Consider the following 12,643-nt stretch of genomic DNA (forward strand, 5'->3'; position numbering starts at 1 on the left):
AGAGGGGCGGGAAACCGCCCCTCTTTTACACCTCTCACGCTGTCTCTGGCTCGCGCTTTTTCATTTGTTGTAGTTGGTTGTAAATATGCGCCGTGTGGGCAATCGCCTGGCGTGGAATGGCCTGCCCAATCTCGTATTGCATCAGCAGATGAACCAACTGGGGCGCGTCGATAACCGGAATGTTCAACGCGCGGGCGCGATCAAGAAGCCCGGATACCGCGTCTTTGCCCTGCTGTTTAAAAAGAATATGCGGTAGCGCGATGTTTTGCTGTTCGTAACGCAGAAGAACCACCCGAGATGCGGCATCATTCAGCACCACATCCGCCAGCTTTAACACCTCCCCGGGCTGCGGCACATCGACGGGCACCGGCGGCGGGCTCATCATCAGGCTTCTGCGGTACGATTTAATATGCGGATCGCCTTCGGTATCTTTGTTTTCCCGGCGCACCTCCTCAAGGCTCATCCTTTGCGTCTTGATAAACAGATATTTTTGCAGGCCGAAATCGAGCGCCGTCCAGACAGCGAGCAGGATCAACATGTGATGAAAGATGTCGCTAACAAGGTTACGAAGCACCTGCGCTACGCGCATCAGCGGGCTTGCCGCCAGAAAGACGATTTCGTTGATATGCGGATAAACCGCACTGTAGCTGGCATAGACGATAGTTAAGAATTTCAGCAGGCTGCTTACCAACTCTGCGAGCTCTCTGGAGGAGAACATTTGCTGAATTTTTTGTAGCGGGTTTAGGCGTTCAAATTTTGGCATCGCCGATTCAGGCGCGATGAGAAAGCCAAATTGCAGCCAGTTTCCTAATAACCTTGCCGCTATCGCCACGCCCAGAACAGGCGCCAGGAAAATACTCAATTCGACTGCCAGCAACTGCGTTAACCGCTTTGCCGCTGTAATAAACGGCAGCGTAATGAAGCTCAGCGCCACAATGAAGAGCTGTTGCAAACGATCGATGCCGCGCTCCATCATGATAAAAATGAATTCCATCGCCAGCGTGATCAGCAGCAGCAGTGGCACCCCTTCATTTTTAAAAACATTCCCTTTCTTACGCTCATCGCGGATTTTTTTCGGCGTGGGTTGCTCGTTTTTTTCCGCCATCGCTTAATCCGCCGTCAGATTAAGCGTGGAAGAAATCATCGGGACGACGCGATCAGGCTGCAATAATTGCTGCTCCGCAAGATGCAGTAATGTCGGGATATACATCACCAGGAAGGACAAACCGATAATAATTTTTAACGGGATGGTCACGCTGGTGACCTGCATTTTCGGGCTGTAAAGGCTCAGGATCGCCACGCTAAACTCGATCATCAGCATCAGCACAGCAAAAGGCGCGCTGTAAATAACAATAAAAGAGAATATGTCTGCGAGAAAAGATAACCACTGTTTAAAAGTTACCGCAGTGTCAGTGAAAAAAAGTTTATCGATCGGCCAGAAGGTGTAGCTGCGCCAGAGAATATCAATAAGATAAGCGAAACCGTGAAAATGAATAAATATCAGTAAAAAAACGCTCTTAAAAACATAACCAAAAAATGATCCGCTGTTACTTATCGCCGGGTTAATTTGCTCACCCATTTGTCCGCCGCTCTGATTATCAAACAGAACCCCGACGCTTTCGAATAACCAGAAAGGTACAACCAACAGAAAGCCTAAAAACATACCCAGCAGCGACTCTTTTATCATCAAGATAATAAACATGATGCCTTTGATACTGCCAAAATCGGGTTGCGCATAAAAGGTGGTTGCGGGAAGAAAAGTAAATACCAGTGCGATACTGTAGAGCACCGCGCCTCTGATCTCCCTGAAAGAAAAAGCAATAATAATCGCTATGCAGGGATAAATACGCGCACAGGCACTCACCAGAGCCATTAACGCCTCACCTAACCAGTCGAAAGAGACAAACGTCATTGCCAGGCTCTTATCTGGCTGATTAAGTCAAAACAGTTAATACTTAATTGCACTGTTTTTTGCAGCATCCAGTGGCCGGAAAAAGCCAGAATGATGCCAACAGCCACCATTTTCAACGCAAAAGGTAATGTTGCATCCTGTAATTGCATCACCGATTGCAGCAGCGCAATGATAATACCCGCCACCACAGCGGTCACTACTGGCGGAACCGATATCATCATCGCCAGTATTAACCCCTGCTTGAGCAACTCGACAATATACATATTTATTCTCATCGCTAAATGTAGCTGTAAAATAACCCTTCAAGTAAACGACTCCACCCCTCAATCAAAACAAAAAGCAATAATTTAAGCGGAATTGCAATAAACATCGGTGCCACCATTTGCATTCCCAATGCCATCAGCACTGTCGATACAACGAGGTCTATCACTAAAAAGGGAATATAAATTAAAAAACCAATTTTAAAACCGGACTGTAATTCCGAAAGTACAAACGCGCTTAATATCAGCACAGGGTTATCGCGCGTTATTGGGTTACTCGCCTGATCTTTCCACAGTTTTTTTGCCGCTTCCGTTAAACGAACATGGGTATCTGCATCAATATTGCGCTGTAAAAAGCTTTGCAGCGGCGCAATTACCGTCGGGTAGTGAGCATAAATCGCGGCGACATCGATTTTATCCGGTGAGATTTGTCGCACGCGCTGGGTCATGTCATTAAACACCGGCCCCATAATAAACAGCGTTGCGGCAAGCGAAATGCTGTAGATCACCATATTGCCAGGCACCTGCTGTATGCCCAACGCGTTGCGTACAATCAGCAAAACAACGGAAATTTTAAGAAACGAGGTGGAGATAATCATCAGCAAAGGCAACAACGTCAGCGCCGCGATAAACAGTGCCAGCGCCGCGGGATTGATCTGCTGAATATCCATCAGAAATGCTCCATGCGGGTAATTTGCAGCCCCAGCACACCTTCAACATCCACCAAAGTGCCCTGCGCCAGCGGGCGCTCGCCATAATAAATGGCCGCCTGACCGGGGGTAAAATCCGTGAATGTCAGTATCGAACCCGCCCGCAGCGACTGCAGCGCGTCGAGCGTCAATGTTAGCGTTCCCGCACGCAGCGTTATCCTCAGGGGAACAGAGGAAAGATCCGGCATTTCATGAGGTTGTGATGGGATCTCGCGCGATAAAGGCACCGGGGGAAGCGTCGCGTCCGGCTGCGGGAGTGCCGTATCAACAGGGGTGAATTCCATTTCTATCTCCTTATGGGAAACAATCGTAAAGCAATGCGCCAGCGGGACGCATTGCTGTAAAGAGAAACACTGTGTGCCGATTTGCAGTTGCCCTGCTCCTGCCGGGTTAAAAAGCCGATTTTCTGGCAGCACAATGTCGCCAACGCGTAAATGCCGTAACGCGTCTACCGCAAGCTCCGTTGAGGCCAGGATCAACGGGAAAGAGAGTAAAAACTGCTTATTTTGCCGCGTCGGGGAAAAGTGCCACGCCGAATGCTGAAGCAGGCGAATTAATGTTAACGGCGACAGCGCCATTAATCCTCTTTCATATTGCTCGCTATTTTTTATTTCAATCCAACAATAAATTTCCGGTTCATGGCTTTCCTCAGCAGGCTGCAAGTAACCGACTATATTTTTAATTTCCTGACTGAGCGCGGCGTTATACACATCCCAGTACCACTGCGCCGAGGTATTATTATTTTCAGCTAATAACGGACAAAGCGATAACAGGCTCAACAAAGGCTCCGCATTATAAAGGCGTAATTTCCCGTATTGACTGGCAAAACATATCGGTTTATCCGGCAATCGTTCTCCCGCCTGCAATGGAAAGAGTCGTAACTGCCCTTGCTGGCCATTACATTGAAAATTCAATATCGGTTGTCGATCCAGATATTGCCGGGCGATGACCTCATCTTTACTGACAGGAGGAAATAACAGCGCAGCTTTATTCATCAATAATGGCTCTTTGCCTAACACTAAATGGCATGCAGTTGCTCAAGGATAAAACGAAACTTTTCCTGCCGTTTTCTTTTTCCGATAACCTGCTGAAAGTGCGCAGCGACCTCATCGCACTGGCGCAGATAATCTGTTTCTTGCTGCTTAATTCGCAATATGGTGTCCTGCTGTTGCTGCACCATTCCCTGTTCTTTTTCAAGCCACTTTCGCATATCCATTAACGATAACGCGCGCTGTGTATTACGGTCGCTCATCGCGGAAAAGTAATCACGATTATAGTGGGCGATATGTTGTGAATAGCGATTAAGCGCGTCAAGTTGTTGCGCCATTTTTACCATTTCGCGCTGTTGCTTTAACCACGCCAGTTCCGTTTTTATCGTCCGGTAATGATAAAGCGATAATAACTGGCGCAGCAGCGAAGTTAATCTTAGCGATTCATCTGCAGTGTTTTCATCCTCTGCGTTATAAAACACCTTGCGGACCCGGAGCATTCGCCACGATCTCCCGTAATTGATTTAAGGTTATTTCAGGCGCTCGCGGCGCGCGTAATGATTGTTTGAGAACATTATCCAGTGCCGGTTTAACCGCAACCGCGTAATCGGTAAAGGGATCGCTGCCGGTCTGGTATTCGCCCAGGCGAATTAACATTTCAATATCACCATAGGCCGTCATTAATTGCCTTATATCTGTGGCAATAGTTTGCTGTTCAGTTCCCGTAATATTATTCATGACCCGACTCAGGCTGGCTGCCACATCAATGGCGGGATAATGTCCCTGATCGGCCAGTTTGCGCGAAAGGATAATATGCCCGTCCACTAAAGAGCGCACTTCGTCAGCAATCGGGTCGTGCATCGAATCTTGTTCAACCAGTACCGAATACAGCGCGGTGATAGTGCCCTGCCGGGTACGTCCACTGCGTTCAACCAGCCGCGAGAGCAGGTTGTAAACCGAAGGAGGAAAGCCATTGCGCCCCGGCGGTTCGCCGTTGGCAAGCCCGATTTCGCGCTGTGCGCGGGCAAGACGTGTCAGCGAATCAACAATGAGCAAAGTCGATTCCCCTTGCTGGCGAAACCCTTCGGCGATGGCGGTGGCCGTAAACGCAGCGCGCACACGCTCCATGCTGCTGCGATCCGAGGTGGCGCACACGAGCACGGTGCGCTGACGTAGCGCTTCATCCAACTCCCTGTCCATAAACTCACGCAGCTCGCGCCCGCGCTCACCCGTCAGGCAAAACACGATGGTGTCGCACGGTATATTTCGCGCCAGCTCCGCCAGCAGCGTTGTTTTACCGCATCCCGCCCCGGCAAAAATCCCCGCCCGCTGGCCTGCACCCAGCGTCAGCAAACCGTCGATACTGCTGAGCCCGGTGTAGAGCGGCGTCTCAATACACAGGCGATCGGTCGCCGGCGTGGCGTTATGCATCACCGGTACAGATCGCGCGGTTAAGGTGTCGACAAAAGCGGCCTGACCCTGCCCACCAAGAGCACGACCAAACCCATCGAATACGCACCCTTTCAGCGCTGGCGAGACCTGTATGCTGTGGGGCAAACCTAAAGGATGGATCTCTGAACCGGGCTTAATGCCTTCCAGCGTATCCAGTGCGGCAAGTGAAACCTCTTGCGAATCAAAGCCAATTACTTCAGCCATAATCGGGTCGCCCGACGTGCGCGGCAAAAGGCATAAGTCTCCTAAGCGCGCGCCCGGAAGATAACACTGTAAAACGATGCCGCTAATCCCGGTCACCGAGCCGATAACATTTACCGGCTCTGTCTGCTCAAGCTGGCGTTGTGTGGCCTGCTGCCAGCGGGCAAGTTCCTCTTGCCAGCCGTCGCTCACCAGGGCACCTCAAACCGCGTTTTACCCTGAAAGATCAGCTTTTCTTCGTTAATGGCGAGAAGTTTAATGCCACTAATCTCATCATTGATAAACACCCGCAGCCCGTTGTCGGTCACGATATACGGGGATTCACCCTTTACCACAAGGGCAATGCGAAAAGGCAGCGGTGGCGGCGGCTGGACAATATCCACTGAGATTTGCGCAGCACTCTGGTACCGCCGGTCAAACTGTTGCAGTAGCGCCTGCGTTTCAGCCTGTAACTTATCATCGCCGACCAGATGCAACACAATGTCGTCACTACCGGTTATTTCCAGATCGACGCGTTGCCCTAAACCGGCCTGCTGAAGCAGTGAGGCCAACATTTCGCGGGTTTGCGCGGCAGTTTCAAGAAACGTTTTCTGCGGCTTCGGCACCGGCGCAGAAATCGCCGTCGGCCGCGCGTCTTTGCCAGAAAAACCGCCCAGCCCGAACGCGGCTATCGCGAGGATAAAACAAACCGCAGCCACGGCTTTATTCAGTCGACCGCGCGGTCTTTCAGCCACCGGCGCATGCGACCCCGGCTGGCTGTCGGCTTGCGCAGCGGACGTGCTTTCCGTTTCCCACGGCGTGTCTGACTGCGCCACACATAACCAAATCCCCGCCAGCGAGAAGGGCGTACCGGGTTCGAGGTTATCGATGTGTTCAACGCGACGACCTTCATTCGTCAGCACCGCGCCTTGCAGGGCCTCCACTTGCCAGCCGTTATCCGTCGCATGCAGCCGGCAATGGTTTTGCGCAATCGCCGCGTCGTATAACACCATGTCCGCATCGGGCGATGATCCAATCAACCACTGCGTACCGGTCAAGGGTAACAGTGCGCCGCTATTCAGGCCGCTAAGCACTCTCAGTTCATAGAGCACGATGTTTTTCCTCAATCTGCTGCATGTTCTGCGGGTTCGTGGGTTTCTGTTTCAAGATCGATCCGCCCCTGGATCTGGACTTTTATCGAGGGAATAAGCTCCGAAAAGGCGAGTACCGGAACAGGCGTGGATGACTCCCGTAGCAGACCGGAAAGCGGGCCGCGCAACTCAGGCTCGACAAGCAGCACACAAGGGGCATCTTCATCAGTGGGAAAGCACTGCGCTAAACGGGCAAGTAACGCTTCATGCATCACCGAAGAGAGCGTCATCGGCTGCGCGCCCGCCGCGTTTAATGCCTGGCGGAACACCGCTTCCGTGGCGGGTGCCAGTAACCAGCTATTCAGCGTTTCATGTTGGCTGTACTGGTAACAAATCTGCTCTCTCAGCGCGTGGCGAACCAGCTCGGTTAACACCATCAGGTTGGATTCATGGCGGCTATGTTTAATCAATGTTTCGGCAATCAGGCGCAGCGGTCGCAGGGTGACACGTTCTGCGGCCAGCCGCTGCAAAACCGCCGAAAACCACGCGATGGGCAAGCACCTTTCGAGTTCATCGGCCAGCTCAGGCTGTTCGCTTCGTAGCCAGTCAATCAGCGCTTTGCTCTCTTGTAAGCCGACAAATTTCCACCCCGTTGACAGAATGGCCCGCCGCATTCTGGCGAGGATCAGATCGCCAGAAGTGCGCTTTTCGGTCTCGTACTGTGATAAGCGGTGATCGTCAACGTCAAACCATCGCAAGCCTTGCTCTTCGCGCTCTTCAAGCCCGGGCGTACCGTCATCTTCTGCGACCAGTCTGGCGTTGACGGCGCACTTAGCAGGATCATACGTTGCGCGAATAACCGGCACTTCATACACGCAGAAACGAAATTCATCGGGCGCCAGTTGCGCATTACCCTCAAGCTCGAAAGAGGGCAGCGTGAGGCCATATTCAAAAACAGTGTCGTTGCGTAGGGCATAGATGCGCTGGAGTAGTTGTTCAAACCCCGGTTGTTGCTGATGCTGTGGATGAAATTGCAGCAGGTAGGCGCGCAGCGGGAAAAAGCGGCGAACATTTTCATAACCCATTAGTTCTGTTGAATTATCAGGCTCAGCGCCGACAATCGATGGAGTAAGTTGCCCCGCCATTTCCAGCCTGGGCTTTTCCTGTCGGGTAAGCAGGAAGGCTAATGTCAGGCAGAGCAAACTGAGGGTGGTGAAAAGCATTGCTGGCATGCCAGGCACCACCGCAAACAGCGCCATAATGATGCCGCAATAGATCCAGGCTTTGGGGTGGCGCGTTAATTGCCAGATGATCTCACCGCCGATATTGACGCTGGAAGCCGCGTTATCGGAATTAACACGCGTAATAATAATGCCCGCCGCAAGCGAGATCAGCAGCGCCGGGATCTGCGCCACCAGGCCATCACCAATGCTGAGAATCGAGTAGATATGCATGGCGTCGGCGGCGGGCATGCCGTGCTGCAAAATGCCGACGGAAAAACCGCCGATTAAGTTAATAAAAACGATGATAATTCCGGAAATGGCGTCACCTTTGACGAATTTCATCGCCCCGTCCATGGCGCCAAAAAGCTGGCTCTCTTTGGTCAGCTGCTCGCGGCGCACCCTTGCGTCTGCCGTATCAATCAGGCCCGAGCGTAAATCGCTATCAATGGCCATCTGCTTACCCGGCATCGCATCCAGATTAAAACGGGCGGAAACCTCCGCGACGCGTTCAGCCCCCTTTGTAATGACCAGAAAGTTAACCAGCGTCAGGATCAAAAAGATAACCAACCCTACAGCCAGGTTACCGCCCGCGACAAAGTTACCAAAAGTTTCAACAACATGACCCGCATCATGCTGCAATAAAATCATGCGCGTCGTGGCAACGGATAACGCGAGGCGGAACATGGTTGTCAGCAGTAAAACTGCCGGAAACGTAGAAAATGCCAGCGGGTGCTGCATAAATAATGCCTGGATGGCCAGCAAGGTGGCAATACAGATATTCAATGAGAGTGCGGTATCAATAATAAAAACCGGCAGTGGCAAAACCATCATAAAGACAATCGTCATGACAATAACCGCACCAATGAGTTCAGTCTGGTTTACCATTCGAACGGCCAGTTTCGTAAAAAACAGTCTCATGAACGCCACATATTTTCACATTGATCGAATAAGTAAGTTTTATTAACCATCGATAATCATCTCTGTATTAGCTAACGCGTCGACAATCGACATTTTTCAAATCAATCAAAAGACAACACCTTTACATTAGTGTTCTCAACACAGTAATGCGCGCAAAAGAAAATACCTAAAAGCGTATCACGTGTTGTAGAGCGTGCATTTTCCCTCCACCCGCGCACATAAAAGAAGACCAACACTCTGAAGACGTACCTGAAATATTCTGCAAATTAACCAGGCAGATTTTCACTTCATTGCCACTCATAAGTGAGCAAGGAATAACTGGATAATACAAAGGGAATTTTTATGGGGAAGTTACCCATCAATGTTAATAATGAATCAGCGGATAAAAACGCATTCGATATAGATGAGTTAGTCGCAAACACTACCACCAGACTCAGGAAATTCATCAGCCGTCGGGTTTACAATCAAAGTGATGTAGATGATCTGGTACAAATGACTTACCTTGAAGCATTTCGCAATCAACATAAGTTTATTGGTGCGTCCAGTAAAGAAACCTGGTTATTTGGCATTGCGTCTAACCTGGTGCGAAATCATTTTAAAAAGACATTTAATAAACCTGAGATGGTGGCGCTGGATGATGTTAATTTTTTAATTTCCGATCAGATATTCAATCCTGACTATATTAACGAACATAAAATACAACTTTCTGAAACCATTGCCATGGTCGATAAATTGCCGCTCAAAATGCAAAGCGTCATCTACCATATTATGGATTCAGACACCAGTTATAACGACGCCGCCGAGCAATTAGGTATTCCGATTGGAACAATACGTTCCAGGCTCTCCAGAGTTCGAAAAATACTGAAAAATAATCAGGAAGAAGGGTAATTAATGGAAATGAAATTAGATGAGCGAATCTTAAAACGGCTGCCCCGCGGGCTCAGGGTGGCGCAAAAAAGCGATATTGAAGCCATGACCATGATTTTTAATGAGACAGCGAATACCGGTGCGAATTCTCCCGTAACAAGGCCGATCACCGAGAAAGAACTGGGGTTTTATATCGAGCTTTATCAACAAGATAAATTGCCGGTGTACGTACTGGAGCGCGAAGGGGAAATTATCGCCTGGCTGTCAATCAACCGCTTTAGCTGGGGAACGTTAGCTTGCCGGCAAACCGGGGAAATTGCCTTATATGTGCGCGCGGATCGCTGCGGCAGCGGGCTAGGCGTGCATCTTGGGCTGGCGGCGCTGCTGCTTGGCCGTGAATATGGGTTTGAAACCATGGTCGCCTGGATTATGGCGTCTAACCTTGCCAGCCAACGAATTGCCAAATATCTCGGCGGAGAACAATGGGCTTTCTTACCCAGAATTGCCCGTTTCGGTGAACAACGCGCCAGCGTCATGCTGTTTGGTTTCCGGCCGGATCTGCGTCTTTATAAATAAAACAGGGATAATCGATATGCTAAAAATGGATTCTGTGCGTAGCCAGTTAGATAGTAAATTAAAACAAGCCAGCAGTGATTTTCAGACCTCTGCCAAAAATATGAACGGTATGTCAATGGGCGACTGGCTCACGTTTCATCAACATATGAAACAATATTCTTCTGCCACCTGGGCTGCAAACCAGGAAGTGACGCTCAATCACAACCTGGCTCGCTCAATTATTAACGATGGTCGATAAGCTAACAGGTGACATGTATGAAATTCTACTGGCGTATTTTTTATTCACCTCTTTCGCATTGCGCCAGATTATTTAAACGCTGCGCAACACTAACCCTGATATTATTAACAGTTTTTATACATCAATACGCCGTGGCGGCTGTGCCCGCCATATTAAACAGTAGTGAATTCTCGTATCAAAACACCCCAGCGCCGTTAAATAAAGTGCTGGAGGATTTTGCTCATGCATTTTCGCTACGCCTGGTTATAGATCCAAAAATTTCGGCAGCGGTAAAGAATAAACTACGCGCTAATACGGCTCAGCAGTTTATTGAACGCCTGGCGCTTGAATATAATTTACAGTGGTTTATTTTCGAGGATAAATTATACGTCAGCAGTAAAACAGATCAGCACTCGCTAAAGATTAAAGTGTCTGGCGAGTCGATTGATAGTCTTAAAAAGGCGTTAACGGATATAGGTCTGCTGGATAAGCGATTTGGCTGGGGAGAACTGCCGGAGAGCGCTGAAATATTGGTAAGCGGCCCAACCGAATATGTGAACCTCATAAAAATGTTTGTCGAACAGCCTGATGCCAGTAAAAACAAAGGGGGCGCGTTTGAAACCATGTTCTTTCCTTTGCGTTTCGCTGAAGCGGCCGATATCCGGGTTGAATATCAAAATGAACTGATCACCATTCCGGGGGTTGGCACAATATTATCGGAGCTATTAGATGCAAAAAAATCTTCGCCCCAGCTTCAGCGCTACAATTACCCGGCTGCGCTTGAGGCGGGTGAAAGCAAAAATCCATTTAATAACCGCTTAGGCGCTTCGTTTTCAGCGCTGACTGACCGCATTTCACTGGCACCCGCACTGCCTGCATCCAGCGATGACAAACCGAAAATCGTGGTCAGTACACGCAGCAATGCCATCCTCATTCAGGACAACCCCGCCAAAAGGAGTGAGTATGCGCAGCTCATTGAAAAGCTCGATGTTCCGCTGAGATCGGTCGCCATCGATACCCTCGTTATCGACGTGGATAACCGCCAGGTTCTTAACACCGGCATGCAGGAAAAACGTTTAAGCCGCCGAGGCAGCGTTTACGATGAGGTTATTAACGGCAACAAATCTGTTCTTAACGCCCAGGAGATGAAAAAATTTCAGGCTGAAATTCAAAGGATTGTCGAACAAGGCGGCGCATCGTTAACCGCTCGCCCTTCACTGATAACAATGGAGAACTTTCCCGCAGTCTTTAATTTTAGTAATCAAAACCGACCCGCAACAAAAGATGGCCCGCTCTCTACTGCGTCCAACGGTGCGGTGTTGCAAATCACGCCCCGTGTTATCGCCAGTGACAAACAGCAAGCGTTGCAGATTAAAGTCAATATGTATAACAAAGGGACAACGCCAGCGCCTGAAGATAACCACAAGACAGGCAATCTCAGCACGCTGGTAACAGTCGATGAGGGTGATTCGTTAATTATTGGCGGTTTATCGGTCCATGAAAAAAAGAACACCACCTTCAACTTACGGGAAAGTGAAAATCGGCAACGGTTTATTATCATTACGCCGAAGATAATTCAAAAAGATGCGAATAAAGAAAAAGCCAGCGCAAAGAAAACCACATCAGAATATGGCGGTTCGTTTTCCAAAAAAATGTATAAGCAGATCTTCGATGATATTACCAGGTTATCCAGTGGCACTATTTCACCCGCTACATTGCCGGCTATCGATGATATAACCATCGAAGATGTGTGCGATATTGACTGGCCACTGACCGTGCTGGCTGGAAACGTTAAATCGCTGGCAACACAGGAATATACTATCTCTTCATCATTAATAAAAAACGCAGGTCAGCAGTCGTCTGTATTTCATGATACCGATTGTGATAACGATGAAAATCTCATGATCGTCCCTTACCCCAACGCACCTATATCACCTGGTGCTTATATCGAAGTTTATATCGCCAGAAAGAACGAAGCACAGAAATAACCTCGCTCAAAGATCGTGAAGGAGCCCTACAATGAAAATTAACCCATTAACCCCTGCCATTATTAATACGCCGCTGGAAAACAGACAAGATCCTGGTATTGCGAAACGGGACCGCCGGGATATTCCCACCGGCTCGTTATATACCGGCCCGCAAAACAATAACGACGACCGCCCTGTCCGTCCCGATGCCCGCTCGCTGATCTTTACTCCCGACCCGCGCGGCGAAGGGTATCCCTCCATTGAGAAACAGATTGCCGGGC

13 protein-coding genes and 1 pseudogene are annotated in these 12,643 nt (G+C 49.5%); 5 read left to right on the forward strand and 9 right to left on the reverse strand.

Going from position 1 to position 12,643, the window contains the following annotated elements; genetic code table 11:
- Nucleotides 1-34: 34 nt before the first annotated feature.
- The 9 genes from RT644_RS13470 to sctV are packed head-to-tail and all read right to left on the reverse strand — an operon-like array spanning nucleotide 35 to nucleotide 8,702.
- Nucleotides 35-1,105 (reverse strand): EscU/YscU/HrcU family type III secretion system export apparatus switch protein, encoded by a 1,071-nt coding sequence (locus RT644_RS13470; protein WP_313627016.1) that lies wholly within the window; start codon nucleotides 1,103-1,105, stop codon nucleotides 35-37.
- A 3-nt stretch (nucleotides 1,106-1,108) separates the two neighbouring features.
- On the reverse strand, nucleotides 1,109-1,912 hold the full coding sequence (locus RT644_RS13475; protein WP_313627017.1) for a flagellar biosynthetic protein FliR: 804 nt from the start codon (nucleotides 1,910-1,912) through the stop codon (nucleotides 1,109-1,111).
- Nucleotides 1,909-2,175, reverse strand: coding sequence for a flagellar biosynthetic protein FliQ (locus RT644_RS13480; protein ID WP_313627018.1), 267 nt, complete (start codon nucleotides 2,173-2,175; stop codon nucleotides 1,909-1,911). Before RT644_RS13480 ends, RT644_RS13475 begins: the two co-directional genes overlap by 4 nt.
- Nucleotides 2,176-2,189: 14 nt before the next feature.
- The gene (gene sctR, locus RT644_RS13485; protein ID WP_313627019.1) at nucleotides 2,190-2,843 is read right to left on the reverse strand and encodes a type III secretion system export apparatus subunit SctR; all 654 of its coding nucleotides are present in this window, start codon (nucleotides 2,841-2,843) and stop codon (nucleotides 2,190-2,192) included.
- Complete coding sequence (locus RT644_RS13490) at nucleotides 2,843-3,877, reverse strand: FliM/FliN family flagellar motor switch protein (RefSeq protein WP_313627020.1); 1,035 nt, start codon at nucleotides 3,875-3,877, stop codon at nucleotides 2,843-2,845. The genes sctR and RT644_RS13490 overlap by 1 nt, the downstream gene beginning before the upstream one ends.
- Before the next feature lie 23 nt (nucleotides 3,878-3,900).
- On the reverse strand, nucleotides 3,901-4,353 hold the full coding sequence (locus tag RT644_RS13495) for a hypothetical protein (RefSeq protein WP_313627022.1): 453 nt from the start codon (nucleotides 4,351-4,353) through the stop codon (nucleotides 3,901-3,903).
- On the reverse strand, nucleotides 4,343-5,719 hold the full coding sequence (locus RT644_RS13500) for a FliI/YscN family ATPase (protein ID WP_409521858.1): 1,377 nt from the start codon (nucleotides 5,717-5,719) through the stop codon (nucleotides 4,343-4,345). The genes RT644_RS13495 and RT644_RS13500 overlap by 11 nt, the downstream gene beginning before the upstream one ends.
- The gene (locus RT644_RS13505) at nucleotides 5,713-6,615 is read right to left on the reverse strand and encodes an FHA domain-containing protein (protein ID WP_313627026.1); all 903 of its coding nucleotides are present in this window, start codon (nucleotides 6,613-6,615) and stop codon (nucleotides 5,713-5,715) included. The genes RT644_RS13500 and RT644_RS13505 overlap by 7 nt, the downstream gene beginning before the upstream one ends.
- 11 nt (nucleotides 6,616-6,626) lie before the next feature.
- Nucleotides 6,627-8,702 (reverse strand): type III secretion system export apparatus subunit SctV, encoded by a 2,076-nt coding sequence (sctV, locus tag RT644_RS13510; RefSeq protein ID WP_313627028.1) that lies wholly within the window; start codon nucleotides 8,700-8,702, stop codon nucleotides 6,627-6,629.
- Between the two features lie 375 nt (nucleotides 8,703-9,077).
- On the opposite strand from sctV, the gene RT644_RS13515 reads away from it, so the two are divergent.
- The 5 genes and pseudogenes from RT644_RS13515 to RT644_RS13535 form a co-directional block, all read left to right on the forward strand.
- Entirely contained in the window at nucleotides 9,078-9,623 is a 546-nt protein-coding gene (locus RT644_RS13515) for an RNA polymerase sigma factor (RefSeq protein WP_045507376.1), read from the forward strand.
- A 3-nt stretch (nucleotides 9,624-9,626) separates the two neighbouring features.
- Nucleotides 9,627-10,178 (forward strand): GNAT family N-acetyltransferase, encoded by a 552-nt coding sequence (locus RT644_RS13520; RefSeq protein WP_020455817.1) that lies wholly within the window; start codon nucleotides 9,627-9,629, stop codon nucleotides 10,176-10,178.
- Nucleotides 10,179-10,194: 16 nt separating this feature from the next.
- Nucleotides 10,195-10,416 (forward strand): hypothetical protein, encoded by a 222-nt coding sequence (locus tag RT644_RS13525; RefSeq protein ID WP_020455818.1) that lies wholly within the window; start codon nucleotides 10,195-10,197, stop codon nucleotides 10,414-10,416.
- Between the two features lie 17 nt (nucleotides 10,417-10,433).
- On the forward strand, nucleotides 10,434-12,383 hold the full coding sequence (locus tag RT644_RS13530) for a secretin N-terminal domain-containing protein (protein ID WP_313627031.1): 1,950 nt from the start codon (nucleotides 10,434-10,436) through the stop codon (nucleotides 12,381-12,383).
- A 31-nt stretch (nucleotides 12,384-12,414) separates the two neighbouring features.
- A pseudogene (locus RT644_RS13535) lies at nucleotides 12,415-12,643 on the forward strand (hypothetical protein); the annotation flags it as partial.

The organism is Kosakonia sp. (assembly GCF_032104925.1).
In the GTDB taxonomy this organism is placed as follows: domain Bacteria; phylum Pseudomonadota; class Gammaproteobacteria; order Enterobacterales; family Enterobacteriaceae; genus Kosakonia.

Bases quoted from the DNA above. Each gene is read 5' to 3' on its own strand.
- RT644_RS13470 (WP_313627016.1), bottom strand. From the start codon at position 1,105: ATGGCGGAAAAAAACGAGCAACCCACGCCGAAAAAAATCCGCGATGAG.
- RT644_RS13475 (WP_313627017.1), bottom strand. From the start codon at position 1,912: ATGACGTTTGTCTCTTTCGACTGGTTAGGTGAGGCGTTAATGGCTCTG.
- RT644_RS13480 (WP_313627018.1), bottom strand. From the start codon at position 2,175: ATGTATATTGTCGAGTTGCTCAAGCAGGGGTTAATACTGGCGATGATG.
- sctR (WP_313627019.1), bottom strand. From the start codon at position 2,843: ATGGATATTCAGCAGATCAATCCCGCGGCGCTGGCACTGTTTATCGCG.
- RT644_RS13490 (WP_313627020.1), bottom strand. From the start codon at position 3,877: ATGAATAAAGCTGCGCTGTTATTTCCTCCTGTCAGTAAAGATGAGGTC.
- sctV (WP_313627028.1), bottom strand. From the start codon at position 8,702: ATGGTAAACCAGACTGAACTCATTGGTGCGGTTATTGTCATGACGATT.
- RT644_RS13515 (WP_045507376.1), top strand. From the start codon at position 9,078: ATGGGGAAGTTACCCATCAATGTTAATAATGAATCAGCGGATAAAAAC.
- RT644_RS13520 (WP_020455817.1), top strand. From the start codon at position 9,627: ATGGAAATGAAATTAGATGAGCGAATCTTAAAACGGCTGCCCCGCGGG.
- RT644_RS13525 (WP_020455818.1), top strand. From the start codon at position 10,195: ATGCTAAAAATGGATTCTGTGCGTAGCCAGTTAGATAGTAAATTAAAA.
- RT644_RS13530 (WP_313627031.1), top strand. From the start codon at position 10,434: ATGAAATTCTACTGGCGTATTTTTTATTCACCTCTTTCGCATTGCGCC.